Origin of the sequence: Sphingobacterium sp. InxBP1 (assembly GCF_026191775.1) — a bacterium.
GTDB classification, from domain to species: domain Bacteria; phylum Bacteroidota; class Bacteroidia; order Sphingobacteriales; family Sphingobacteriaceae; genus Sphingobacterium; species Sphingobacterium thalpophilum.
In genome coordinates, this window is record NZ_JAINDX010000044.1 from 148,125 (window position 1) to 173,050 (window position 24,926).

22 protein-coding genes and 2 tRNA genes are annotated in these 24,926 nt (G+C 46.7%); 13 read left to right on the top strand and 11 right to left on the bottom strand.

Annotation, left to right across the window (positions count from 1 at the left end):
• Window positions 1–285 precede the first annotated feature (285 nt).
• From K7A41_RS11205 to K7A41_RS11220, 4 genes are read left to right on the top strand one after another with little or no spacing between them, the layout of a single operon-like run.
• Window positions 286–1,143, top strand: a complete 858-nt coding sequence (locus K7A41_RS11205; RefSeq protein WP_265713761.1) for a heme/hemin ABC transporter substrate-binding protein — start codon at window positions 286–288, stop codon at window positions 1,141–1,143.
• A gap of 5 nt (window positions 1,144–1,148) precedes the next feature.
• Window positions 1,149–2,177 carry a FecCD family ABC transporter permease gene (locus K7A41_RS11210; RefSeq protein WP_265713762.1) on the top strand — a complete coding sequence of 343 codons (1,029 nt, stop codon included), beginning with the start codon at window positions 1,149–1,151 and terminating at the stop codon, window positions 2,175–2,177.
• Between the two features lie 31 nt (window positions 2,178–2,208).
• On the top strand, window positions 2,209–3,000 hold the full coding sequence (locus K7A41_RS11215; protein ID WP_037533479.1) for a heme ABC transporter ATP-binding protein: 792 nt from the start codon (window positions 2,209–2,211) through the stop codon (window positions 2,998–3,000).
• A gap of 46 nt (window positions 3,001–3,046) precedes the next feature.
• Window positions 3,047–4,051: a helix-turn-helix transcriptional regulator gene (locus tag K7A41_RS11220; RefSeq protein ID WP_265713763.1), complete on the top strand. Its 1,005-nt coding sequence runs from the start codon at window positions 3,047–3,049 to the stop codon at window positions 4,049–4,051.
• Here the strand turns inward: K7A41_RS11220 and pdeM are convergent, their stop codons facing one another.
• From pdeM to K7A41_RS11240, 4 genes are read right to left on the bottom strand one after another with little or no spacing between them, the layout of a single operon-like run.
• Window positions 4,052–4,708, bottom strand: coding sequence for a ligase-associated DNA damage response endonuclease PdeM (gene pdeM / locus K7A41_RS11225; protein ID WP_265713764.1), 657 nt, complete (start codon window positions 4,706–4,708; stop codon window positions 4,052–4,054).
• Complete coding sequence (locus tag K7A41_RS11230) at window positions 4,705–7,167, bottom strand: ligase-associated DNA damage response DEXH box helicase (RefSeq protein WP_265713765.1); 2,463 nt, start codon at window positions 7,165–7,167, stop codon at window positions 4,705–4,707. Before K7A41_RS11230 ends, pdeM begins: the two co-directional genes overlap by 4 nt.
• Window position 7,168: 1 nt before the next feature.
• Window positions 7,169–8,749: an ATP-dependent DNA ligase gene (locus tag K7A41_RS11235; RefSeq protein WP_265713766.1), complete on the bottom strand. Its 1,581-nt coding sequence runs from the start codon at window positions 8,747–8,749 to the stop codon at window positions 7,169–7,171.
• A complete protein-coding gene (locus K7A41_RS11240) occupies window positions 8,746–9,756 on the bottom strand; it encodes a ligase-associated DNA damage response exonuclease (RefSeq protein WP_265713767.1) in 1,011 nt (336 codons plus the stop codon). Before K7A41_RS11240 ends, K7A41_RS11235 begins: the two co-directional genes overlap by 4 nt.
• A gap of 210 nt (window positions 9,757–9,966) precedes the next feature.
• On the opposite strand from K7A41_RS11240, the gene K7A41_RS11245 reads away from it, so the two are divergent.
• From K7A41_RS11245 to K7A41_RS11265, 5 genes are all read left to right on the top strand, one after another.
• Window positions 9,967–11,454 (top strand): ATP-binding protein, encoded by a 1,488-nt coding sequence (locus K7A41_RS11245; RefSeq protein WP_028070199.1) that lies wholly within the window; start codon window positions 9,967–9,969, stop codon window positions 11,452–11,454.
• Window positions 11,444–15,040, top strand: a complete 3,597-nt coding sequence (locus tag K7A41_RS11250; protein WP_265713768.1) for a response regulator — start codon at window positions 11,444–11,446, stop codon at window positions 15,038–15,040. The genes K7A41_RS11245 and K7A41_RS11250 overlap by 11 nt, the downstream gene beginning before the upstream one ends.
• Before the next feature lie 12 nt (window positions 15,041–15,052).
• Window positions 15,053–15,421: a response regulator gene (locus K7A41_RS11255; protein WP_028070201.1), complete on the top strand. Its 369-nt coding sequence runs from the start codon at window positions 15,053–15,055 to the stop codon at window positions 15,419–15,421.
• Window positions 15,422–16,252, top strand: coding sequence for a CheR family methyltransferase (locus tag K7A41_RS11260; RefSeq protein WP_265713769.1), 831 nt, complete (start codon window positions 15,422–15,424; stop codon window positions 16,250–16,252).
• A 71-nt stretch (window positions 16,253–16,323) separates the two neighbouring features.
• Window positions 16,324–16,686 (top strand): response regulator, encoded by a 363-nt coding sequence (locus tag K7A41_RS11265; RefSeq protein WP_265713770.1) that lies wholly within the window; start codon window positions 16,324–16,326, stop codon window positions 16,684–16,686.
• 255 nt (window positions 16,687–16,941) lie between these two features.
• Here K7A41_RS11265 and K7A41_RS11270 read toward each other — a convergent pair.
• A tRNA-Ser gene (locus K7A41_RS11270) sits at window positions 16,942–17,029 on the bottom strand.
• Between the two features lie 55 nt (window positions 17,030–17,084).
• Entirely contained in the window at window positions 17,085–17,603 is a 519-nt protein-coding gene (locus K7A41_RS11275; protein WP_028070204.1) for a YceI family protein, read from the bottom strand.
• A gap of 184 nt (window positions 17,604–17,787) precedes the next feature.
• On the opposite strand from K7A41_RS11275, the gene K7A41_RS11280 reads away from it, so the two are divergent.
• The 3 genes from K7A41_RS11280 to K7A41_RS11290 all read left to right on the top strand — a co-directional run bounded on the left by K7A41_RS11280 (window position 17,788) and on the right by K7A41_RS11290 (window position 18,957).
• A tRNA-Arg gene (locus tag K7A41_RS11280) sits at window positions 17,788–17,861 on the top strand.
• A gap of 261 nt (window positions 17,862–18,122) precedes the next feature.
• On the top strand, window positions 18,123–18,428 hold the full coding sequence (locus tag K7A41_RS11285; protein ID WP_265713771.1) for an MGMT family protein: 306 nt from the start codon (window positions 18,123–18,125) through the stop codon (window positions 18,426–18,428).
• Window positions 18,421–18,957 (top strand): DUF1697 domain-containing protein, encoded by a 537-nt coding sequence (locus tag K7A41_RS11290; protein ID WP_265713772.1) that lies wholly within the window; start codon window positions 18,421–18,423, stop codon window positions 18,955–18,957. The genes K7A41_RS11285 and K7A41_RS11290 overlap by 8 nt, the downstream gene beginning before the upstream one ends.
• 109 nt (window positions 18,958–19,066) lie before the next feature.
• On the opposite strand, the gene mgrA is transcribed toward K7A41_RS11290, so the two are convergent.
• On the bottom strand, window positions 19,067–20,104 hold the full coding sequence (mgrA, locus tag K7A41_RS11295; protein ID WP_028070207.1) for an L-glyceraldehyde 3-phosphate reductase: 1,038 nt from the start codon (window positions 20,102–20,104) through the stop codon (window positions 19,067–19,069).
• A gap of 197 nt (window positions 20,105–20,301) precedes the next feature.
• On the opposite strand from mgrA, the gene K7A41_RS11300 reads away from it, so the two are divergent.
• The gene (locus K7A41_RS11300) at window positions 20,302–20,943 is read left to right on the top strand and encodes a peptidylprolyl isomerase (protein ID WP_265713775.1); all 642 of its coding nucleotides are present in this window, start codon (window positions 20,302–20,304) and stop codon (window positions 20,941–20,943) included.
• A gap of 24 nt (window positions 20,944–20,967) precedes the next feature.
• Here the strand turns inward: K7A41_RS11300 and K7A41_RS11305 are convergent, their stop codons facing one another.
• From K7A41_RS11305 to K7A41_RS11320, 4 genes are all read right to left on the bottom strand, one after another.
• Window positions 20,968–21,603, bottom strand: a complete 636-nt coding sequence (locus tag K7A41_RS11305; RefSeq protein WP_028070209.1) for an HdeD family acid-resistance protein — start codon at window positions 21,601–21,603, stop codon at window positions 20,968–20,970.
• Between the two features lie 94 nt (window positions 21,604–21,697).
• Entirely contained in the window at window positions 21,698–23,038 is a 1,341-nt protein-coding gene (locus tag K7A41_RS11310) for a TolC family protein (RefSeq protein ID WP_265713776.1), read from the bottom strand.
• 85 nt (window positions 23,039–23,123) lie between these two features.
• A complete protein-coding gene (locus tag K7A41_RS11315; RefSeq protein ID WP_265713777.1) occupies window positions 23,124–23,975 on the bottom strand; it encodes a helix-turn-helix domain-containing protein in 852 nt (283 codons plus the stop codon).
• Between the two features lie 54 nt (window positions 23,976–24,029).
• The gene (locus K7A41_RS11320; protein ID WP_265713778.1) at window positions 24,030–24,869 is read right to left on the bottom strand and encodes an aldo/keto reductase; all 840 of its coding nucleotides are present in this window, start codon (window positions 24,867–24,869) and stop codon (window positions 24,030–24,032) included.
• Window positions 24,870–24,926: the final 57 nt, after the last annotated feature.

Consider the following 24,926-nt stretch of genomic DNA (forward strand, 5'->3'; position numbering starts at 1 on the left):
TTCTAAATAATGTTACAAAAAACGGAATTCCTTCCGGAATTTTCTCTATGCAAAGTGTCAAAAATTCTATTTAATTCGATTTTTGTTGATAAAAGTGTATGCTGTTTTTATGTGTAATTATCTTGTTTTTAGTTTTTTATATGTTTCAATCCGCCCCGTTGCTTCATGAAAGGATATTGTATATAATTTGTATTTAGACTGATTATTGATTTGTTTTGTATTCAAATTGATAATCTACTGCAGGCCGCTTGACTGTTTCTTGCCGTAGGATCGCAAACAATAAAGATGAGTAGATTTTATAGGATTACACTATGCTGTCTGCTGCACATCGGAGGATGGGTGACGGCACAGGAAAGAATTATTACCTTGAATAGCTCGTTGACCGAAACGGTCTACGGACTGGGGGTCGGGGAACGGATGGTAGCTACTGATGTAACGAGTATATCTCCCAAAGCGGCGGCGGCACTGCCAAGGGTAAGCAAGAACCGATCGGTATCTGCTGAGGGCTTACTGTCCTTCAGACCCACGGTTGTGATCGCCAATGAAGGTGATCTGTCCAAAGCGGTTATTCAGCAGATCCGTGCTGCGGGGGTCCGCTATGTTTCGATTCGGCCCGACTATTCGGCACAGGGCGCGCTTCGGTATATCCAGGAAGTGGCGGATGCCGTAGGGGAATCTGCGGCTGGAAGAAATCTCGTGTCCCGCACTAAAATAAGCCTGGATCATACGCTAGAGCTGGTACGGAAGGAAAATAGGGGTAAAGAACCGCCAAAAGTATTGTTCATTTATGCCCGTGGTACTGGTACCATGAGCGTAGCGGGCAAGGGCAGCAGCCTGGATGCCATGATCAGCCTGGCGGGCGGAAAAAATGCGGTTCAGGAGTTCTCAGATTTTAAACCGTATACGACGGAAGCTTTAGTGCAGGCGAATCCGGACATCGTGCTGATGTTTGACTTTGGTGCCAGCAGTCTGGGCGGAAAAGAGGCTATTTTAAAGTTGCCGGGCATGCGTATCACCAACGCGGGCAAACATGGGCGAATCCTCGTGATGAATGCCTCCCTGCTGGTGAATTTCAGCAATCGCCTGCCGGACGCCATCCTGGAGTTGCACCGTGGTTTTAGAAATGTAATGGATTCAAAATAGAGCAGGTGCAAAGGAAACAGAAATTCATAGTACTGGCATTGAGCTTAGTATTATTATTTACTTGTGTTGTTGCTTTAGGTATGGGCGCATATCATATTCCAGCCGAAGATGTCCTCTCGCTTTTGGCGCAAAAGCTGGGGCTGCCCAGTGCCGGCCGGGATGCCATGCAGCAGAACGTAATATTTGAGATCCGCATGCCGCGTCTTTTGCTCGGACTGCTGGTCGGCGCCGCACTCGGAATCTCTGGAGCGGGTATTCAGGGCATCTTCCGTAATCCGCTTGCTGAACCGGGGTTGATCGGCATTTCCTCGGGAGCCTCCCTGTTTGCGGTGCTGATCATTGCTTTTGAGACCTTTCTCTTTACATCGCTATCGGCATGGATCGGCTACTATATGCTGGCTGCAGGAGCTTTTGTCGGGGCGGGACTCACAGCCTTTGTCGTTTACCGGATTGCCAGCAAAAATGGCAGGCCCAATGTCACCACGATGCTGCTCGCGGGAATTGCCATCAATGCCTTTGCGGGGGCGCTCACCGGACTGATGACTTATATGTCCACTGAACAGCAGCTCCGGACGATCACCTTCTGGATGCTGGGGAGTCTGGGGGGCGCTACCTGGGATAATGTGCTGGCTGTGGCTCCCTTCATTGTTATCCCCATACTGATTTTACCTTTTTTTGGCAAGTCACTGAATGCTTTTGCGCTGGGCGAACTGCAGGCTGATCTGCTGGGAATGCGCACAGACCGTGTCAAACGCTGGGTGGTGATTTTGTCCACCCTTGCTGTAGGTGCATCTGTTGCCGTATCAGGCATTATCGGTTTTGTGGGGCTCATCATCCCGCATACAGTTCGGCTCATGGGGGGGCCTGATCACCGTTTTGTGCTTCCGGCATCTTTACTCCTGGGCGCGCTGGTGCTGACGCTGGCTGATGTGATCGCACGTGTTTTGGTGGCACCGATCGAATTGCCGATCGGGGTGATCACTGCGCTCCTGGGGACCCCCATATTTTTGTACATTTTAATCAGGGATAAATGATCTGCCAGAAGTCTAAAAAATAATAGTTTATATGTTGCGTGTAGAAAAAATCAACTACGAGGTGAATGGCCGTAAGCTGCTCAGGGATATTACCTTTCAGGTACGCAAGGGGGAAATACTGGCCGTCCTTGGAGCCAATGGCGCAGGAAAATCAACTTTAATGGGTGTGCTCTGCGGAGATAAGAAACCGGATTCGGGAGCCGTCCATCTCAATGGTATTCCGCTGGCTGAGTATGATCCGGTGGCTCTTTCCCGATGTAGGGCATTGTTGAGCCAGCAACAGCAGATGACACTAAGTTTTAAAGTCGAGGAAATCGTGCTGATGGGCAGATATCCGCATTATAAAAATACGCCGGGACAACATGATCTTAAAGTCGTGGCCGAAACCATGGATCTTTGTGGTGTATCGGCTTTTGCGGGACGCGATTTCCTGAGCTTGTCGGGTGGTGAACAGCAACGTGTCCATCTGGCCCGTATCCTTGCACAGATCTGGGATAATCCTGATGCCCTGTTGCTACTGGACGAACCTATCGCCGCGCTGGATCTGCATTATCAGCAAAAAGTGCTCGCGATAGCCCGCGCACTGGCCCGAAAAGGCTTTATGGTCGTACTGATCGTGCACGATGTCAACTTTGCGGCCATGTATGCCGACCGTATTCTGATGCTCAAAAATGGACGTAAGCTATTTCACGGTACGCCGGTAGAGGTGCTGGCACAGAAGGAAATATATACTATTTTTTCGGTGGAATCGAATGTGATCATGAATCCGCGCACGTTAAAACCTTATGTGCAGCTGGAAGAAATGAATGTAGAACTTGATTAAGCTGTTATTTAGAAAGATTATAAATAATTTTTAAATACCGTCTTAATTGATTAATTTTAACCTCGTCAGGCTTATTTTGGATTGTATCATGGTGGTGAAAAGTAAAATAGTAGAGTTGGCTGAATGGCTTTTTGAAGAAGAGATTCCGGATAGCTATGTACCCGACAAGCCTCTTGTCGAAAAAAAAGTGTCTATCCACAGGGATCCGGTGCACATGGAAAATTTCCAGCTTTCGACTTCAGGCCTGTTTATCCTGCATGCCAAAATGCAGTTTGACCGTCCTGTACGGGTACTCACCGAGATCGAGGGGGAGACAATCACAAGCCAGTTTATTTTTTTTAAACCTACAGACAGTAAATTGCCGTACGGAATGAGCCGTCATAATATCCGATATATTCCCTCCGTCAAGTCTGTTCATGAAGTAGAACCGGGAATTGAATATACCTATTTTATTGCGGTCATTTCCAAGGAATATTACCTCAGTCTCATAAAGCGGGACTCGTTACTGCACCAGCAGTTTGTGCATGAAATAGAAAAGGGAGAATATGTTTCGTTCTCGGAGGAGGACCTGATGGCGACCTATGAAATGCAGCACACGATTACGGAACTCATTGAGTCGAAAAAGAAAGGTGAAATCCGCCGGCTGCATACGGAATCGCGTGTGGTGGAACTGCTGATGTACCAGTTTGAACAGTACAACGAGAGAAACGAAAATGCGGCACCGCTATTCCATGAAGAGGATGTACAGCGTCTGGAACTGGCTCGGCAGATCTTGGAACAGCGTGTTGCGAATCCGCCGACACAGAAGGAGCTTGCGGCAGAAGTACTTACCAGCGAAAGCAAACTGCGTAAAGACTTCAAGGAATATTTTTCTGTGACGATCCATGACTATCTGACCAGAATACGTATGGAGAAAGCCAGGAACTATCTGCTCCAGGATAAAATGACCGTCTATGAGGTGGCCCTTCTGACCGGCTATGGGCACCAGAATAACTTTAGCAGTGCGTTCAAGAAATATTACGGTATCTCGCCGGGCGAGCTGAAGATGTAGCTACCGTGTGTTTATGGGGAGCAGGGAGTCCTCGAGCACAGCGTAGCAACGGTACTCCCTGGGCATCTGGCGGCTGTCTAGCCCGGTGAATCTGCTGAAAGCTGGCAATATAATCTGATGTTCGGATATCCAGAAACAGGGCAGTCGCAGCTGTCGCCGGGGAGGGATGGTGATGCTTATGCCGGGGTGAAGATGACCTGAAATACGGAAAGAGGTTGCGCTGGGCCGGGGTTGGTGCTCAAAGCAAATCTGTTCGATTTCAAGAAGATCGTCGTGGCAGTGGATGCCGAACTGTTCGGCAAGGCCTGCGGACTGTCGGTCATGATTCCCTTTTACGAGCTGGATCTGAAGGTCGGGATAAGCTGCTCTAAGTTGTTGGAGGGCCTGCACTTCTTGATTGATCCCTGCATGGATAAGATCGCCCACGACGATGACTTGGGCTGCGCGGTAATGTGCAATCAGCGCGGCCAGTCTGTGAAGATCGGCGGTTGAGGCCTCGGCAGGAATGGCAATCCCATGCTTCCTAAAATGGGCTGCTTTGCCCAGATGAAGGTCGGAAAGGATCAGGCTGTTCTGGTCTCTCCAGAATATAGTTCGTTGATTGTTAAGAATTAGCTGTTGTTTATTAAATGTAATACTTTGCTCCTGAATGTTCATTTTTTTCTCCTGCTTTTTGGGCTGCGGGTATTTTCCATACGCTGAATCCGCTCTAATAAGGCCTCGCTCGAAAGCGACTGACGTAAACTGTCGACCTTGATCGGGAAGCTCAAAGGTGTATACTCCGTTGCAAAGGTATAGATGATCTTGCTATTATTGATCCTTTCAAAAGCTTTTATTAGCCGCGGCTCTTCCAGTTGCTGATTGAAGACTTCGCTGAAGGCCTGTTTGAGCAGTAGATTATTGGGGTCGTGGTCCATCAGTACCCGAAATATAATGCCGGAGGAAGCCTGCAGTGATTTGTTGTTCTGCTGCGTGCCCGGATAATTCTGAATGACGAGTCCGGAGATAACGGCAATATCCCGAAATTTTCGGCTGGCCATTTCTGCGGAATTGATGCTGCTGATGACATCCGCCATGAGATTGTCGCGGTTCAGAATTTCGCGCAACTGTGTTTCATCCAGTGGAATTTCCTTGTCGGAAAACAGTTCAAAGCCATAGTCGTTCATGGCCATCGAGAAACTGATGGGGTAACGCAAGCTGATCCGGTAAGCAACCAGAGCAGCCATGACCTCGTGGATCAAGCGGCCTTCCAAAGGATAAAAGAACAGATGATGACCTTCGCGGGTACTGATGTGCTCGACAAGAAACTCGGATTCGCCGGGAACGGCAGACAGATTTTCCTGTCTCTGGATCATCGGCGCAAGGAAGCGGAGTTCAGGCTCTCCGGTGGCCGGGTCTTTGGCCTCTGCGAGCTTCTTTCTCAAAAAATGGCTGAGGTTGGTGGACAACGGAAGCCTGCCGCCCAGCCAGCTTGGGGTGATCGCCTTGCCGGATGAACCCCTTACATATACCGTCATTTCCTTGACCATCACCAGCTCTAGAATACGCCCTGCCAGAACAAAACGTTCGCCTTTCTTCAGTTTGCTAATAAAGTACTCTTCGATCATGCCGATGTATCCGCCGGATAGAAATTTGACCCGCATCATGGCATCGCCCACGATGGTACCTATATTGAGACGATGAAGCAAAGCAATGCGGCGGTTTCTGATGATCCATTTGCCTTCTTCATTTTGCACGACCTTATGGAATTCTTCATAGCGCTTGCCTATTTTGCCGCCGGAAGTAATGAAATAAAGGCACCATTCCCATTCTTCATCATTCATATACTGGAAGGCATGGGTGCCAGCTACAATCTGTTGTAACTGTTTCTGGTCAAATCCGCCGCCCAACGCAATGGTGACCATAAATTGCACCAGCACATCGAAGGTCTGTACCATTGGATCCCGGTTTTCAATGGTCTGCGTCCTGACAGCTTCCTTGAGCGCAGCGACTTCGATGAGCTCAAGGGAATGTGTTGGGACAAAATAAATGACAGAGGTTTCAAAAGGGCTATGTCCGCTTCTGCCAGCACGTTGCATAAATCTGGCTACACCTTTGCTTGATCCGATCTGCACGGCGGTGTCCACAGGCTTAAAGTCTACACCAAGATCCAACGAGGAGGTCGATACCACTGCTTTGAGCTTTCCGTTGCTCAGGTTTTCTTCAATCCATTCGCGGATATGCGCATCAATGGAGCTGTGGTGCAGCGCAATCTGTCCGGCAAAATCGGGGTGAGCCTGTAGCAGTAGCTGGTACCACATCTCGCTCTGGCTACGGGTATTGGTAAACAGAATCGTGCTCCTGCTCTTCAGAATGACCGGAACGACCCGGTCGACCAGACTGCCTCCGAGATGTCCCGCCCAGGGCAGTAGCTCAACTTTTTCAGGATAAATGGGCTTAATGGCCATTTTCTTTTTTTCTCTGGCCACGATCTTTACTCTTTTTTCTGCAGTCGGCAGCAGTACCTGCAAGGCCTCGTCCAGATTGCCGATCGTGGCGGTTATACCCCAGACAAGAAGCGACTGCTGAAGTGACCGCAGAAAAGAAATCGCCAGTTCGACCATGACGCCACGCTTGCTCCCAAGTAGCTCATGCCATTCGTCGACCGTCACACAGCGGAGGTTTTTGAAGAACTTGTCGCGCTGCTTCTGGGCGAGCAGCAGGTGTAAGCTCTCGGGTGTCACCAGCAGGATATCGGGCATGGCGCGGGTCTGCTGGGCCCTGAGCTTAGGGGCTGTATCGCCATTGCGCACCTGCACGATCCAGTCTAGGCCGATATCATCTATGGCCTCCTGCATCGCGCGGGCCAGATCCTTGGCCAGCGATCGGAGGGGTGTGATCCAAAGGAGCTTCAATCCCTTTTGGTATTGTTCGGGATGGTTCATGTAGTCGATCAGCACTGCCATAAAGACGGAAAAGGTTTTTCCGAAACCTGTCGGTGCAATAACAAGTCCGCTATAGTCCAGGCTGTAACTTTCCCAGGTCTTGCGCTGAAAACCGAATGGACTGCGGCCCTGAGACTCAAAATAACGGTTGACGATCTGAAAACCTTCGCTATGGATGCTCTTATTTTTCAACTTATGGTATCAATTTTTTGACGTTTTCCAATGTATCAATATCGGTCGCTTTTTTATCTCTTCGCCAACGCAGGATTCTGGGAAAGCGCAGGGCCACACCGGACTTGTGTCTTTTGCTGTATCCTATGCCTTCAAAGGCAATTTCAAACACAAGTTCGGGTCGGACGGTACGCACCGGTCCGAATTTTTCCAGTGAATTCTGTTTGACATAGCGGCTCACTTCGAGTATTTCCTTATCTGTGAGTCCTGAGTAGGCCTTGGCTATGCTCACTAGATGATCACCATCCCGCACCGCGAACGTGTAGTCGGTATAATGCGCACTACGTCGACCACTGCCTTTCTGCGCGTAGATCAGCACGGCATCGATGCTCATGGGGTCAACTTTCCATTTCCACCAACCGCCTTTTTTTCGGCCCGCATAGTAAACGGAGTCTTTCCGTTTAAGCATGAGGCCTTCACTATTAATCGTCCGGGAGGCCGATTGTACCGATCGTAATTCCGTCCAGTCTGTACTGCTAATTGTAGGTGATAACTGTATGGATGTGTTATGATTGCGATGGTATACCTCTTCCAGTAGTTTACGTCTGTAGGCCAAGGTTTCATGGCGCAGATCGGTGCCATTTAATTCCAATAAATCGTAAAGATACACAACGACGGGCACTTCCTGACGCAATATCTTAGTGACCGCTTTTCTATTGATCCGTTTCTGAAGTTCGGAGAAATTGAGCACTTGTCCTTCTTTGAACGCCAGGATCTCACCGTCCAGCACGGCGCTGTCGGTCCATTGCTGAAGGGCCTCACTGATTTCGGGGAACTGTGCAGTGACGAGTTCTTCGCCCCGCGACCAGATAAAGGTGTCGTCCCCGCGTCTGATCAGCTGACCGCGTATTCCGTCCCACTTATATTCTGCCTGCCAGGCGCTGATATCACCCAGGTCTTCCAGCTCTTTTTCGATCGGATAGGCAAGGCAGAATGGATAGGGCTTGGATAAATTGGTATCACTATAAACGCCACCGATCAGTTTGTCAAATTCTACATCATCAGGATGCCATTCACCCATAATACTGTGTGCCACAACGCTGGCTTCAACGGCAAAATGCTGCGCAATAGTGTTGATCAGGCCCTTAGCCGAAACGCCCAGCCGGAAACTGCCCCCGAGCAGCTTATTGAAAATGAATCGTTCGACCGTATTCAATGCATTCCATGAATCGAGTACAAAGGACTTTTTCTCCGCAGGAGTGGCTTGTTGTAATCTGGTAATGGCGTCCATCCATTCGCTTAGACTGCGGTCGCTGGCCGCCGTAGGCGGAGGTAAAAGGAGCGCCAGGGTTTCGGCAAGATCGCCAACAGCAGCGTAGGACTCGATGAATAACCACTCCGGGATGTCCGTGATCTCCAGTGCCCAGGTTCTCAGATCTTTGGTAGATACCGGTCGCTTTGGCCGCTTGCCGGTCATCAGTGCCAAAAACCAGAGCTTGTCCTTGTCTGGGGCTTCGTTAAGAAACGCGATGATTGCTTCTTTTTTTACGTTGGTTTTATTGCTGCTGTCGAGAGCATGAATCAATGTTGCAAATTCTTTCATGTGGCGGATTCCTGTGTAAGGGTTTGTGGATCTTCTTCATCGCCATATTGGGTTTTGACTTCTTCAGCTTCAATGCCGATCTCATTAAGGTATTTGGCAAAGATGGCTGTCTGCCCATGGGTCACATAGACCTTCTCGGCGCTACTGGCACGGACGGCCTGGAGCAGACCGTGCCAGTCGGCGTGATCACTGATCGCGAAACCGGCATCTGCGCTTCGCCAGCGTCGGGCACCACGGATCTGCATCCAGCCGGAGCAGATGGCGTAGGCAACGTGAGGTATTTTATGTAAAAGCTGGCTGTCAAGCAGTGCCGGCGGGAGTAATATAATCTGTCCGTCGAGTTGTTTGGAATTAAGCTTAAGATCTGCAATCTGATAAGGCGGTAGCTTTATACCTGCTTCGGTATAAGCTTCGTTCAGTCGGGCAATGCTGTAATGCACGTATACGGGCCCCATCTCCTGCACGGCATTCAGAATCCGCTGTGATTTGCCGAGCGAGTAACCAATAAAAACCGAAGACTTTTTGGCGGCCTGGTTGTTGGCTATCCAGGTTTTTAGACGCTGATTCTGTATGGTTATCGTTTCCCAGTGGTACACAGGCAGCCCAAAGGTGCTTTCTGTGATGAGCTGATGGCATTTGACGGGTTCAAAGGGCGTGGATAGACCATCATCCTGTAGCTTATAGTCGCCCGTGAAGACAACAACCTGGCCTTTGTATTCTAAGCGGATCTGTGCCGAACCGATGATATGCCCCGCAGGATGTAAGGAAACTTTTACACCGTTGATATGTACAGGCTCATTGTAAGCGATACCCTGGATCTGTATATCGGGGCCAATACGGCTTCGGAGAATTCCTACCGTGAAATGGTGACAAAGGTATTTTTTCATTCCCCAGCGGGCATGGTCAGCATGTCCATGTGAAATAACAGCCAGGTCAACAGGTTGCCAGGGATCAAGATAAAACCTTCCCGGAATGCAATATATACCCTTGGATGTAAACTGAATCATACGCAGCTGTGTTTGTCTTCTGATGTATTGATGTTGATCTTTATTTATTCAAACAGGTAATCATAAGTTAATGTTTTGTTTATTTGTTGCATAGCTTGTCCAGAGTGCTTAAATTGCGGGGTGAACGTTATTTTACCGTGGACAAGACGAAGGTGGATTCAGTTAATTTTTTTACATTTGTTTACTTTTGATTCTAAGTTTTAGCTCTCTATGATATTAATAGTCGATGACAACCCAGATAATATTTATTCGTTACAAAAGTTATTGGAATCCAAAAATTTTAAGGTTGATACCGCACAGTCGGGCGAGGAGGCCTTGAAGAAGATTTTAAAATACAACTATGCGCTGATTATACTGGATGTCCAGATGCCGGACATGGACGGTTTTGAAGTGGCTGAAAATATTGCGGGGTTCAGTAAGACGAAGGAGACGCCCATTATTTTTCTTTCCGCTGTCAATACCGACAAGCGTTTTATCACCCGTGGGTATGACTCGGGTGGACTGGATTATGTCACCAAACCGGTAGACCCTGATATCCTGATGCTGAAGGTAAAGACATTTTATCGGCTGCACGAACAGACACAGGCTCTCAAGGATATACAACAGACTCTGGAAATGGAGGTTGAGCGGCGGAAGCAGGCACAAAAAGAATTGCGTTCAAAGGTGGATTATCTGCATACGCTGCTGGAATCGCTGCCACAGATCGCGTTTACCTGTGACAACCGTGGAAATATTGGATTTGTCAACGGACGCTGGTTTCAGTTTTCGGAACATGAATCGACATTCCCGCAGACGCATCCAGACGACAGACCAATCATGGATGACCTTCGGGAAAGTCTCAAATCAGGACGGCCACTGGAAACCGAAGTGCGCCTCAAAAAGCGGGACGAAACCGGCTATTCATATCAGCTGCTGCGTGTATGGCCCATACTGGAAAACGGTGAAAAAAATAACTGGGTGGGTACATTCACGGATATTGACGGGCAGAAAAAAGCCGAAAAAGAAAAAGATGAGTTTTTAAGTATTGCAAGCCACGAACTCAAGACACCGTTAACGAGCATCAAGGCGTATATGCAATTGCTGGACCGTAAGTTAAAGCTCGAGAAGGACTGTGCTGAAGCCAAATATGTCTCCCGTGTGCAGGATCAGGTAGAGAAGCTCAACAGCTTGGTCACCGATCTTCTGGACCTGTCCAAAATCGACAACGGGAAGCTGGGAATAAACAAAAAGCTGTTTTCATTGGAACGGATGGTACAGAATGCTGTGGATTCAATTGTTCAGACGCATGACCAAAGTACTATGAAACTCTGTAGGAGCGGGGATATCAAGGGGCTAATGGTGTACGGCGACGAAATACGGCTGGAGCAGGTACTGGTCAATTTTTTGACGAATGCGTATAAATATGCCGCGGGAACAGAAAAGGTAATCGTTGACTGTTCAATATACGGCGACTTTGTCAAGATCAGTGTCGTTGATTTTGGTATAGGCATACCGGCAGATAAACAAAAAGAGGTCTTCAATAAGTTTTACCGTGTGGAGGAAACTTCTTTCGATTTTCAGGGGCTCGGAATAGGGCTTTATATCTGTTCGGAAATCATACGCAGTCATCAGGGCACAATCGGTGTCGAAAGCTCGGCTGGGCAGGGTGCAACATTCTATTTTACATTACCGCTAAACTTACCTATAGATGCCAAATAAAACACTACGTAATTTAACCGTCGGAATCGGCCTCTCCCTTGCTGTGCTATTGATCAGTTCGACCGTTTCTTATCTAGGGATCCAGGAGCAGAACAAGCACCGGCAGGAGCTTTCGGTCACACGGAAGATCATTAGCTTGTCCAATATTATTCTGAACTCGCTACAGGGCGCCGAAACTGGTAACAGAGGTTACCTCCTGACGGGCAGAGAAAATTACCTGGAGCCATTCAATATGGCCCTCAAAAGCCTCCCCAACGAACTTCGGGAAATAAAGGAGCTGACGGCTGATGATCCTGCGCAGAAGGATCGTGTTGACAGCCTGTATAATGCAGCCCAGCTGCGTCTTGATGTACTAAAGGAATCGGTGGATACGAAAAGAAAAGGTGGGGTGGTAACATTGGACCAGCTGGAAGAAAGTAAGTTGGCGATGGACAGGTGCAGGGATATCCTGAAAGAAATCATCCGGTATGAAGACGATAATATCGACCAAAAGTCCACTAATCTCGACAATTCTTCTTTGATAACAACCTTATTCATTATTATCAGCGCAATACTGTCGGTCATCATCACAGGGTATTTTTACATACGTCTGCGGGCTGATTTCATTAAACGCGCCGAACTCGAACAGACACTCCGGGAAAAGGACGAGGGCATCCGACGCAGACTCAACATGGTGCAGGCAATCACCAGCCGGATCGCCTCGGGGGATTATGACGTGCGGGCCGAAGATATTGAAGAGGATGATCTGGGCGCCATTGCCAAAGCGGTCAACCGCATGTCCAAAGCACTCAAAAAGTCCTTTGACCAACTCAAGGACAACGACTGGCTCCATACCGGATATGCGAATTTATATACCGGACTGGTGGGCAATAAAACGGAGAAAGCCATCGCTGCAGACTCCATTAGGGGACTCGTTAGCTATGTGGACGGCCTGACCGGTGCGATTTACCTCTTTAATGAGGAGCGTCTGGAGCGTTCCGCTGCCTATGGTCTGGACCATGGAGCGCGGGAGTTCTTTGCCCCCGGTGAGGGGTATGTGGGACAGGTGTTCGCAGACAAGGAAACAAAGCTGATTAATGATATAAGTTCTGGAGATTACGTGGTTAGTTTTGCAAGTGGCAAAATCACTGTTTCCCATTTGATCTTTGTACCGATGGTATACGAGGATCAGGTACTGGGGGTTCTGGAAATCGGACAGAGTGACGCTTTCACCCCGATTGAAGTTAAATTTTTGGAGGAATGTGCCCGTCAGCTCGCCATAGCCTTGGTGTCGGCAAAGAGCAGAGCCCGCATACAGACGCTCCTGGAAGAGACCCAGGTACAGTCCGAAGAACTTCTTTCGCAGCATGCGGAGCTGGAAAATCTGAATACGGAACTGGAAGCTCAGACCCTTAGATTACAGGCCTCGGAGGAAGAACTGCGAGTACAACATGAAGAACTGCTGCAGTCCAACCAAGAGCTGGAAGAGCGTTCGAAACTACTGGAGGATAAAAACCTGCTGATTGCCGAACGCAATCTTGAAATTCAGCAAAAAGCCGAAGAACTGGCATTGAGTACCAAATATAAGTCGGAGTTTTTGGCCAATATGTCGCATGAGCTGCGTACTCCACTAAATTCAATCCTGCTCTTGTCCCGTCTGCTTTCTGAAAACAACGAGCAGAACCTCAGTGTGGATCAGATTGAATCGGCAAAAGTTATTCAGAGTTCCGGTACCAGTTTATTGACATTGATCGATGAAATATTGGATCTGTCAAAGATTGAATCCGGCAAGATGACGCTGGAATATACGCCACTCAATCTCAACGATATCGCGGCGGATTTAAACAATCTTTTTTTGCCGATTGTCAACGAAAAAGGACTTTCCTTTACGATCCGTATCCGTTCTGGATTGAATCCAGCGTTCAGAGGTGACCGCCTGCGTATTGATCAGGTATTACGCAACCTGATCTCTAACGCAATCAAGTTTACGGCTAAGGGTGAGGTCAGACTCGATGTGTATGAGGATGAATCGCGTGAAAAACTCGTGTTTGCGGTGGTGGATTCTGGTATAGGTATACCATTGGACAAACAAAAGATTATTTTTGAAGCTTTCCAGCAGGCGGACGGTTCTACACGTAGGAAATTTGGAGGCACCGGCCTCGGCTTATCCATCAGCCGGGAAATCGCACGCCTGCTTGGTGGTGAGATCAAGCTGGAGAGCGAGGAAGGAAAAGGAAGCACATTCCTGTTCATTATTCCAAAACAGGAAGTGGAAACCGGCGACATGCGGACAAAGGAACAGCAATTGGTCGAGGAAATTCAATCCGAAATCGAAGAGGTCAAAGAGCTGGTTACCGATGATGCTTACAATCCGGCAACGATCCGTATTCCGGAAGAACTGCCTGATGACCGGGACCACATTGTGGAGGGAGACAAAGTGATATTGATCGTCGAAGACGACGTTAACTTTGCAAAAGCTCTATTGCAATATACCCATAGCCAGCACTATAAGGCAGTCGTCGTCGTGCGTGGTGACCATGCCTTACCTGCGGCCAAGAAATATCATCCGCAGGCTGTGCTACTGGATATACAGTTGCCGGTGATGGACGGATGGGCTGTAATGGACCAGCTCAAGGGCGATAACAGTACCCGCCATATTCCAGTGCATATCATGTCATCGCTGGAAGTCAAAAAAGAAAGCCTGCTGAAGGGAGCTATCGATTTTATCAACAAGCCAGTCGCTCTGGAGCAGATGACTTCGGTATTCCAAAAGATTGAATCGGCACTGAGCAAGTCGCCAAAAAAGGTGCTTATTGTCGAGGAAAATCCTAAGCATGCCAATGCATTGGCTTATTTCTTAAGTAGTTTTAATATTGCACTTGAAGTAAAAGATAATGTAGAGGATAGCATCAAAGCATTGGGTACAGCGGAGGTGGATTGCGTGATTTTGGACATGGGCGTTCCAGATGAAATGGGATACAATACACTGGAGGCTATCAAGCAGCATGAAGGTCTCGAAAATTTACCGATCATTATATTTACCGGAAAGAATCTGTCGAAATCGGAGGAACTCAAAATCAAGAAATACGCCGACTCTGTCGTTGTGAAAACAGCGCATTCGTATCAGCGTATTCTGGACGAGGTGGGCCTCTTCTTACACCTGATAGAGGTGAATAATAGCGATGAGGTCAGGAGAAGAAGCAACGGGCTGGGGGCGCTGACGGATGTGCTACGGGATAAAAAGGTGCTGGTAGCTGATGATGATGTACGTAATATATTTTCAATGACAAAGGCGCTGGAGAAGTTTCAGGTGCAGGTCATTCCGGCTATGGATGGTAAGGAAGCGCTTGAATTGCTGAAAGAGGACGAGTCCATAGATATTGTGCTGATGGATATGATGATGCCTGAAATGGATGGTTATGAGACGATCAGAAATATTCGGCAGATACCGAAGTTCTCGGCCCTTCCTATTATTGCTGTCACAGCTAAGTCCATGATCGGAGATCGTGAGAAATGTATTCAGGCGGGCGCATCGGATTACATATCCAAGCCTGTGGATATCGATCAGCTGCTGTCTCTGCTGCGTGTATGGTTATATGAAAATTAAGCTAAGAAATTGATGAATCAAAATAAAATACTCATCGTGGACGATGACAACCGGAATATTTTTGCCTTGGGGCTGACCTTAAAAGCCAAAGGCTATCCTGTTGCCAGTTGTCTGGCGGCAGGGGAAGCAGTCAAGTTATTGGAGCAGGAAAACGATATTGCATTGGTGTTGATGGATATGATGATGCCCGAGATTGATGGTTACGAAGCTATTCGTCTGATCCGTCAATCAGCGTATCGGCCCGATCTCCCCATTATCGCAGTGACCGCTCAAGCGATGGCCGGCGACCGGGAGAAATGTCTGGCTGCGGGAGCACAGGCCTATGTCTCCAAACCGATTGACGTAGACAAACTGTTGGTGGAAATCGAACGCTTTATATAAATGTTAGGTCAGAGCATTATTAAGGACGAGGAGATAGATATTTTACTGGAAGATATCTACCAGCGTTATGGTTATGATTTTATGCAGTACAGCCGAGCTTCGATCAAACGCCGGATCAACCGTATCATGAGCAACGATCGGCTGGCTAGCTTTGCGGAACTGCGTTTTGCACTGAAGGATGATCCGGAGTTTCTGCAGCATTTTGTCGAGGAAATTACTGTAAACCTGACCGAAATGTTCCGGGACCCCTTGTTCTTCCGTCAGCTGCGTGAAGAAATATTGCCGCAGCTGGGTACTTATCCGCTGATCCGGATATGGATAGCGGGCTGCTCCAGCGGTGAGGAAGCCTACTCGCTGGCGATCCTGCTGAAAGAAGCCAACCTTCATCATAAAGCGTTGATCTATGCGACGGATATTAACCCGCGGGTACTTGAAATTGCTCAAAAGGGTGTATATCCGCTGAGTCAGATTAAATCGTTCTCCGAAAATTATATAGAATCTGGAGGGAAACAGGATTTTTCGAATTATTATACTGCAAACTATGAATGGGCAAAGTTTGATGCAGATCTCAGGCGTAAGATGATCTTATCGACCCACAATCTCGTATCGGATACGTCTTTTAATAGCTTTCAGCTGATCATGTGCCGAAATGTGCTGATCTATTTTAATAAGGAACTCCAAGACCGTGTCTTTAGGCTGTTTGATGCGAGCCTCGAAAACCTTGGATACCTCGCTTTGGGCAGTAAAGAAACAATTCGTTTTTCCAGTATTCAACATCATTTCACTGCTGTCGGTGATCAAAAGATCTGGAAAAAAATTTCGCCATTGTAGGATGTTTGCTTCCGGCAAGAATAGCTTAAAGCGTAGCAGGCAACCTGCCATGGCATGATAAAATAGTGCGTATGAATAAAAGAAAAACTGTACTGATATTTGAAGATGATAAGATCATTTTGGAGGTCATCACTGTTGTGCTGACTGATCTGGGGCTCGAGGTCAAAGTGTCAGAGACCTCTCATGATATTATTGACAAGGTAGAATCGTATGCACCGGATCTGATCTTAATGGACAACTGGATACCGAATATTGGCGGGGTGGAAGCTACGCGTCTCCTCAAAGGGGATGAGCGGTTCAAGCAGATCCCGGTTATTTATGTTTCGGCTAATAATGACATCGAAATGCTGGCCGAACGCGCCGGCGCGGATGCCTTCCTGCCCAAACCATTTGATCTGGAAGAGTTGGAGGCCATCGTCAATAGCTATATTTGATGCTGGTTTACGCGGCTGCCAGCTTTGACCGGCCAATTTGTTTCATCCCTATTTTCAAAAATAGGGATGAAACCGAATTTAAAAATCTCGCGATTTAATTTTGTAGCGAATTACAATTTGCATAAACCCCACTTTAAATTCGCCTGGAGGACAGCAAAATTTAATGTTGAAGTAATTGGAGACTTATAAAATTGATAGGATGTCTGCAAAAGTTTATAAACGATAAAACCCGACTATGTCGGGCTTTGTTTTTGCTGGCGGAGAGTGAGGGATTCGAACCCCCGAACCTGTGACAGTTAACGGTTTTCAAGACCGCCGCATTCGACCACTCTGCCAACTCTCCGCGACAAAAGTACGACTTTTTGTGCTTCTGCCAAATTTTATTTTATATATCTCGCTTATTTTGCTTTTATAAACTGAATATCAGCACTAAATTTTACTTCGTCGCTAACCATTACACCGCCAGTCTCTAAAGCCGCATTCCAGTTGAGGCCAAAGTCTGAACGTTTAATTTTTCCTTCCACAATAAATCCTGCTTTTGTATTGCCCCAAGGGTCTTTCTGAATACCGGCAAACTCAAGATCAAATACCACAGGCCGCGTTACATCTCGAATTGTCAGATCTCCTTTGATCTGATCGTTTTCCAAGCTGGTTGCGTCAAAAGTAATTGCGGGATATTTCTCTACATCAAAGAAATCAGCGCTTTTAAGGTGTGCATCGCGTTGTTCGTTACGTGTATTGATCGATGCGGTATCGATGGTCACCTTGGCCAAAGCGTTTTCAAAACCTTCGCCTTCGGTATCTACATCTATTTTAAAATTGTCGAAGTTACCTTTGACATTGGTGATCATCATGTGTTTTACTTTGAATTCTATTTCGCTGTGCGCAGCGTCTAATTCCCATTTTCCTTGTGCCATAATTTTGTGTTTTTCTATTTGTTTAACAACACAAAGTTAACAGCAGTTTTGCGGAATTTGTTTGACCTAGGTCAATAAAATAATCGTATTGAAACGCAATCACTTATTGAAAAACCACAAAAAAAAGTAAATGATATTTTGGAATTCTTGTGCAAATGTCTACTTTTGCATTACCGAAAGCGACGCGCCAATAGCTCAGCTGGATAGAGCATCGGTTTTCTAAACCGACGGTCTCAGGTTCGAATCCTGATTGGCGTACGGAAAGGCCCTCATAGTAAAAGAGGGCCTTTTTTAATGCAACAATGATCCCTGAGAAATTATTGCTATAAATCCTGCCACCACCTATTTTAGTGGCTCCATAACCCAAAGTAGACACTTTCACCCTCTGATTTCGCATCGTATAAGCTGATTTTTCTTATCTTTAATACAATTGCTGCAACGACAGCCGTAACCGGCCGGATACAGCTATTTAACGCGCCAACGTCAGGCGATATTCGACATCATACCGAACATATAACAATGGAGGAGGATTTTAAAAAACAAGTATACGAAGTGACCCGCCTTATACCCAAAGGGCGTGTCTCAACTTACGGCGCGATTGCTAAAGCACTGGGTTATCCCAACCATTCCCGGCATGTCGGTAAAGCCATGGGCGGATGTCCCAAGGATGTGCCTGCACATCGGGTGGTGTCCAGCGGCGGGTTGCTGTCGGTACCTGAATTTCAATCAAAGCTTGAAGCCGAAGGCATTACTGTGAAGGGATCGAGAATCAAGGATTTCAAGAGGATCTTTTGGAACCCAATGGAAGAACTAACCGATGAATAATATGAAATATTGTGCTTTTCTTCGTGGAGTGAACGTCAAAGGAACAAATATGAAGATGGTGGATGTATGTCAGGTATTCAGAAATGCGGGCGTGGAAGATGTCAGCGCCGTACTGGCGTCCGGTAATATCGTTTTTTCAGCTGATCAGCAGGCGGATGAACTGAAAAGCATGCTGGAGAAGGCGATGAGCCTCCATTTCTCTTATGAAGCTTATCTATTTGTCAGATCACAAGAGGAAACTGCAGCGTTTTGGGATCAAATTCCTTTCGAAAAGCATTCCGGATACCATATTTATGCTTTTATAGGTGCTCCGGGAGTGGAGGAGACGCTTATGGAGGAGTTTGACCGCGCCAGTAAAGCCGATGGTGAGAGGGGCACGATTGTCAATAATACATTTTACTGGCGGGTGCCTAAAGGAAATACGCTGGATTCAACTTTTGGAAAAGTACTGGGAAAGAGAAATCTAAAAGATAAGTTTACCAGCAGAAATGTCAATACATTCGAAAAAATATTAAAAAAGATGAGTTAGGGCTATCCGGTTTGGATAGCCCTGTTCCTTCTGCATACTTTTATGTCTTGCGCCTCGTTTTCTAATCGACATACGGAGAATAGTCTGAACAGCCGAGAATGCTCGTTTATCAATCCTTGCTTAATTCCGCGGACTGTGCCCATATATTGATGTGACCATCTTTGGCATAGAGATCTATCTCCCGCAGCTCTGCTTCGGTAAAAGAAAGATTTTTGAGCGACCCCACACAGTCAATGACCTGCTGTGGTCTGGAGGCACCGATCAGGGCCGAGGTAACTTGTTGCTTTCGCAATACCCATGCAATGGCCATTTGAGCCAAAGACTGCCCACGGCGCTCTGCAATAGCATGCAGCGCCTGTATATTCTTTCGGTTCTCCTCGTTTAAAAATCTCGTCTGTAGTGATTTGGACTGGGAGGCGCGACTGTCGTGAGGAATGTCTTTTAGATACTTGTCTGTGAGCATTCCTTGCGCTAATGGAGAGAAAACGATTGAACCGAGGCCGAGCTCATCCAGATTGTCCAAAAGCCCGTCGGATTCAACCCAGCGATTGAGCATGGAATAACTCGGCTGATGAATGATAAAGGGTGTGCCTAGTGATTTTAGAATCGCATAGGCTTCTCGGGTACGTTGCGAATTATAGGAGGAAATACCAACATACAAAGCTTTGCCGCTTCGCACTAGCTGGTCAAGTGCCATCATCGTTTCTTCCAGAGGGGTATTGGGATCGAAACGATGTGAATAAAAAATATCCACATAATCCAGCCCCAGACGTTTCAGAGACTGGTCACAGCTAGAGATTAGGTATTTTCTGCTGCCCCATTCTCCATAGGGGCCATCCCACATATGGTAGCCTGCCTTGGTGGATATGATGAGTTCGTCGCGCAGGCCCGCAAACTGTTGTTTCAATATTTGTCCGAAAGCTTTTTCAGCACTTCCGGGAGGCGGGCCGTAATTGTTAGCCAGATCAAAATGGGTGATCCCCAGATCAAAAGCTGTGGTGCAGATGTCAACTTTGGTCTGATGGGGCTTGTCATCGCCAAAGTTGTGCCAGAGTCCCAAAGAAATGGCGGGCAGCTGCAGCCCAGACTGACCACAGCGCTTGTAAATCATCTTCTGGTAGCGTTCAGGTTGAGGAATATACTGCATAAAATGTCATTTTGTGTTATCCAAACTTAGACAAATTGATTTTTATATGCAATTTAATCGATACAAACTGTGCATTTTATCCCTTGCGTGGGTGGAGGTTGGTCTTAGGGACGGACCGTCATTGTTGCGGCAGCATTGTGACTATCGGAAATTAATGTATTTTTATAACAACTTTTTGAAAACACAGATTTATGCGCATGAAAAAGATCTTATTTATAGCTGGGCTTTTGATGATATGGACAACTTACAGTTATTGTCAGACAAAGCGCCTCTTGTTCAGTACTGATTTTGGAAATTTTAAGGTGCTGCTATATGATTTTACCCCTAAACACCGCGATCTGATACTCCGGTCAATCAGAGATAGTGTTTATCAGGAGGCTTTGTTCAATCGCATTATCAACAATTTTGTGGTTCAGGGCGGCGAGCATGATATCGACATTGAGAAAAGGGAAGCTGCGGATCCGCAGCAGCTGAAACCTCGGTTGTCGGCCGAATTCGACCCGCGGGCATTCCACAAATTAGGAGCGTTGGGGGCAGGCCGTGACAACAATCCGGACAAGGCGTCTTTTTTGAACCAGATCTACTTTGTGGTGGGCAAGAAGATCACTGAAGCAGAGCTGGACAGCCTGGAAATCAAAAAAGGAATGAAATACACTTCGGCGCAACGAAAAGAGTACCTCGAACGCGGAGGGCAGCCAAGGCTCGATCATGACTTTACCGTTTTTGGTGAAATCTATCAGGGACTCGACGTAATCATGAATATAAGTCGTGTAAAAACCGATAAGCAGGATTTTCCGCTCAGTAAAGTTCCTTTCCGTGTCACCGAGATCACCGAATAATTGCTTAATACCTTTTCTCTTTTCTTATCGGCGGTGCTGTTCAAATTCTTCTCTCAGCCGTTGATACCGTTCTCGCCACTCTGGCGGCAGATTTCCGTGAATGTCTTTCAGGTTCCTCAGCTGGAAAGCGAAAACGCAGGCGGCAAAACCAGCTGTGCTGATCGCCATTCCTGTCCAAATCACCAGAGAGAATCCCGCGAATACAGGATTCCAGAGCAATACAAAACTGAAAATAATAGCCAATACGGCAAACAATGTAATCCAACCCCAGGATCTACTGCCATAATGTTTAAGGTCAAATGAAAAGGACAGTAGCTGGATGGACTTAAACAGCGCATAGAAACCTACCATAAACGCCATTGTCCCTGCGGACAGTAAAGGATTCAGAAAAAGCAGCAGGCCGACAAGTGTATAAAGTATACCTCCGGTAAGATACCATCCCCAGGCATCCACCTCATCTCTATTTTGGACTGCAAAAATGATCTCTAAGATTCCGGAAATCATAAATGACCAAGAAAATAGATAGGCGAGAGTAAGAAAAGAAACCACCGGTGTCGTTATGGTGTAAAAACCCAGAACGATGAAAAGTATGCCGACGATTAGCGGTATATACCAGTGTTTAATGGATGACCTGACCGTTTTGAAAAATGAATTTGCCATAATCTGTGTTAAAATATGTGTAAAAAAGCCCCATTAATTACTCAATGAGGCTTTACATATATAAAACTGATTAAAATTAGGCAACAGGAACGGATTAAATCTTTCCGGTTTCTTTCAGAAGTTTATAATATGCATACACAATATTGATTTCAGCATTTGTATATTTTAGTTCTGCCTCGAGCTTCGAATTTGATGCGTCCATAATGTCAACTATTAAGGCTAGCTGGTTCAAATACTTTTTCTCAATAATGCGGTAATTCTCATCGGCAAGCGCTTTGTTATAGGCCAAAGTCTTGCGCTGTGAGCATGCCTCATTGTACTTAATGTATGCACTATTAACAGCTATGGTAGTCTTTTGTTTCAGGGCATTTTTATATTTTTCGTTTTTCTCAATTTCCAGGTCATTTAATTTCAGTTTCTTGTTTGTCGTGTATAAGGACGCAATGTTATAATTGAGTGAGATTCCTGCATTCCAGGTGTTCATGTATTTATCTATTACGGGCATGACGTTGGTGATGGGTTTCACCAGTTCGTTTCCGGCGAACAAGCTGATGGCAGGAGCTTTTTCGGACTTGGTGATGTCTTTTTCTGTTTGGAGCAGTTCGGTTTCTTTTGCGGCAAGCTGGAGAGTTGGATTTGATGCATAGGCATCTTGCTGCAGTGCTGTCAGATCCTGGGCCCGGAAATTTTGATGCAGGATCGTGGTGTCGGGTACTATCAGGGTGCCGACGGGCATGCCTAATGCTACGTCCAGCTCGTCGCTGAGTACTTTGATGTTGTTCTGAATGGTCTCGCTGGCTAGCTCCAGTTCCGAAATTTGCAGTTGATTCCGAATGATGTCGTTTTTGGTGATCATCCCTTGTTTGTAGAGTTTTTCGGTGAGATCAAGTCGCTTGCGGGCCAGTTCAATGTTTTGCCAGTAGACCTGTTTCTGATTATAGAGTTTAAATAAATCGAGATAATAGCCCAGCACTAATATTTTGACATTTTGTTGTTCGTTTTTATGATTCAGAGCAGCGAGTTCTTCGCCTAAGCCTGAGACTTTGATGGAATTTTTGATCAGCCCGCCTTTCCAGATCAGTTCTTTTGCTTCCAGCGCATAGCTGTTGCCAAAATGGGGTAGCGGAACCCGTTCCGAACCAGACAAGTTTTTGTCGATCAGCGCGGCATCACCCAAATAAAATGCGCTGGCTGAGGCCGTGACTTCGGGCAATTTTTTCTGTTTTGCAATCGCTGTATTCTGTCTGGCTATCGCTACGCTGGCTTCGGATACAGCGAGGCTGGGATGGTTATGCACAGCAAGGTCAAATAGGGTTTGTATATTCATCTTCTGTACAGGTATGCTGTCCTGTCCATAAGTGGTATTATTGAACAGTGAGATGAGACAGACGATCAGGTATAAACCTGTGTTTCGTATGCTTGATATAATTTGCATGATGAATTCCTAATTCTTATATATGTCCTACAAAGGTAGGGCTCGAAATGCGCTTAGGAAATGTTTGATTTATGCTTTATGATGTTCAATTGGTAACAGTCGTAGACTGCCGCTCCCGAAAAAGACTCGGCGTGACGCCCACATGTTTTTTAAAAAACTTGCTGAATGCGTACTGGTCAGAGAAATGAAATTCCTGAGCCAGCTGATTGATAGTTTTATTGGACACGATCAGTTGGGCACGTGCTTCCGTAATCAGCCAGTTACTCAGAATACCTGAAGGTGAATCGTTGGTTATTTCCTTGACACTGACTGAAAGGTATTTAATCGATATATTGAGGGCCGTTGCATAGAAAGCCAGGTCTCTGCGGACCTTGTAATGATCGGCTACGAGCTGTAAAAACTGAACCGTAATTTCCTCTTTTCTTTTATTGCGCACAGTTCCGGAGCTTTCTCCGGTATCGTAAATGACGGCAGCCAATAAATAAATGATCGCCATAAAGATATTGGTATTTGCCCTCGCGAAGAAATCTTTTTGCTGTTCAACTAAGCGTTTGCAGTTTACGTGCAAGGTGCTTGTTAATGTCCATATCGTTTCAAAGTCACCAGCCGCGGGGGAGAAAGGAACGGCGTTGTTGATGTTGATCAAACGGTACGCGTCGTACTTGCTGACGGACAATCGAATTCGGCTGGAAAAATTTTTATCATAGTTGAGTATTTTAAAGCTTGCATCATCACTGATTTTCAGAAAGCTGTAGTATTTGCCATAACCGATAAAGAATATATTACCTGCGTGCAGGTGCACCGTACTGCCATTGCAGTTTACCATCGCGTGCCCGCTCCTTAGAAGGATGCATGCTGTTGTGAGCGGATGGTAATAATACTCTTCGTCTGCCAACGGGAGCTCGGACTGATCGACGATCTGTATGCTATTCATCATGGTGTTACAAGCAGAATCTGAACCCCGAAACTGGCCGGGGTTCAGGTTTGTTCTTTAAAAAGTCACTTTCTTTGGATCCGAACCCGAAAAGCCCATTGCAGGAAGTTTGCTAATCGTATCCAGATCTTCAGCACTGAGCTCGAAGCTGTCCATGTCCAGGTTTCGTTTGATGTTTTCGGGATTTGTCGATTTGGGCAGAGGGAGAATGCCTTGCGCCAACGCAAATTGAATACAGATTTGTCCCACGCTGGTATGCTTACTTGTTGCCAAAGCTCTTAAAGTCTCGTCCTGCAGGATCCTTCCTGAACCGAGTGGTGACCAAGCCTGGACGAGAATATCGTGAGCTTTGCAAAGTTCAACCGTCTCTTCCTGAAGGTGGCCGGGATGGAATTCAATCTGGTTGACTGCCGGAATGACTTCTGCTGTTTCCAGCAGCTTTTCAAGATAGGGCTTCGGGAAATTGCTGACTCCGATTGCTTTGACTTTGCCTTGCTTATAGAGATGCTCCAGCGCCTTCCAGGTGTCTGCATTTATGGCTGCCCAGTCCTCAAATTGTGTTTCGTTGGCGGGCCAATGGATCAGATAAAGGTCCAGATAGTCGAGCCCTAAAGTGGCCAGTGACTTATCGAAAGCGGCAAGAGCTTTATCGTATCCACGTTCTGTGTTCCAGAGCTTGGTCGTTATGAACAGATGGCTGCGGTCAATTCCGCTGTCTTTGATCGCCTTACCTACGCTGTTTTCATTACCATAAACGGCAGCCGTATCGATATGGGTATATCCCGCCGACAGCGCTTCTTTGACGGCTCGGTAGGCTTCGTCGCCCTCCGGAATCTGCCAGGTTCCAAATCCAATTGCCGGAATGTCAATTCCATTGTTCAGTTTGAAAGATTTCATGTGTTGTTCTCGTTTTAAGTGACTAAAATAGCGTTTAGTGCGCATAGTCCCGTCACT

Excerpts from the sequence above, each read along its gene's own strand:
- K7A41_RS11205 (WP_265713761.1), top strand. The coding sequence starts at position 286 with ATGAGTAGATTTTATAGGATTACACTATGCTGTCTGCTGCACATCGGA.
- K7A41_RS11215 (WP_037533479.1), top strand. The coding sequence starts at position 2,209 with ATGTTGCGTGTAGAAAAAATCAACTACGAGGTGAATGGCCGTAAGCTG.
- pdeM (WP_265713764.1), bottom strand. The coding sequence starts at position 4,708 with ATGAACATTCAGGAGCAAAGTATTACATTTAATAAACAACAGCTAATT.
- K7A41_RS11235 (WP_265713766.1), bottom strand. The coding sequence starts at position 8,749 with ATGAAAGAATTTGCAACATTGATTCATGCTCTCGACAGCAGCAATAAA.
- K7A41_RS11240 (WP_265713767.1), bottom strand. The coding sequence starts at position 9,756 with ATGATTCAGTTTACATCCAAGGGTATATATTGCATTCCGGGAAGGTTT.
- K7A41_RS11245 (WP_028070199.1), top strand. The coding sequence starts at position 9,967 with ATGATATTAATAGTCGATGACAACCCAGATAATATTTATTCGTTACAA.
- K7A41_RS11250 (WP_265713768.1), top strand. The coding sequence starts at position 11,444 with ATGCCAAATAAAACACTACGTAATTTAACCGTCGGAATCGGCCTCTCC.
- K7A41_RS11255 (WP_028070201.1), top strand. The coding sequence starts at position 15,053 with ATGAATCAAAATAAAATACTCATCGTGGACGATGACAACCGGAATATT.
- K7A41_RS11260 (WP_265713769.1), top strand. The coding sequence starts at position 15,422 with ATGTTAGGTCAGAGCATTATTAAGGACGAGGAGATAGATATTTTACTG.
- K7A41_RS11265 (WP_265713770.1), top strand. The coding sequence starts at position 16,324 with ATGAATAAAAGAAAAACTGTACTGATATTTGAAGATGATAAGATCATT.
- K7A41_RS11275 (WP_028070204.1), bottom strand. The coding sequence starts at position 17,603 with ATGGCACAAGGAAAATGGGAATTAGACGCTGCGCACAGCGAAATAGAA.
- K7A41_RS11285 (WP_265713771.1), top strand. The coding sequence starts at position 18,123 with ATGGAGGAGGATTTTAAAAAACAAGTATACGAAGTGACCCGCCTTATA.
- K7A41_RS11290 (WP_265713772.1), top strand. The coding sequence starts at position 18,421 with ATGAATAATATGAAATATTGTGCTTTTCTTCGTGGAGTGAACGTCAAA.
- mgrA (WP_028070207.1), bottom strand. The coding sequence starts at position 20,104 with ATGCAGTATATTCCTCAACCTGAACGCTACCAGAAGATGATTTACAAG.
- K7A41_RS11300 (WP_265713775.1), top strand. The coding sequence starts at position 20,302 with ATGAAAAAGATCTTATTTATAGCTGGGCTTTTGATGATATGGACAACT.
- K7A41_RS11305 (WP_028070209.1), bottom strand. The coding sequence starts at position 21,603 with ATGGCAAATTCATTTTTCAAAACGGTCAGGTCATCCATTAAACACTGG.
- K7A41_RS11310 (WP_265713776.1), bottom strand. The coding sequence starts at position 23,038 with ATGCAAATTATATCAAGCATACGAAACACAGGTTTATACCTGATCGTC.
- K7A41_RS11315 (WP_265713777.1), bottom strand. The coding sequence starts at position 23,975 with ATGATGAATAGCATACAGATCGTCGATCAGTCCGAGCTCCCGTTGGCA.
- K7A41_RS11320 (WP_265713778.1), bottom strand. The coding sequence starts at position 24,869 with ATGAAATCTTTCAAACTGAACAATGGAATTGACATTCCGGCAATTGGA.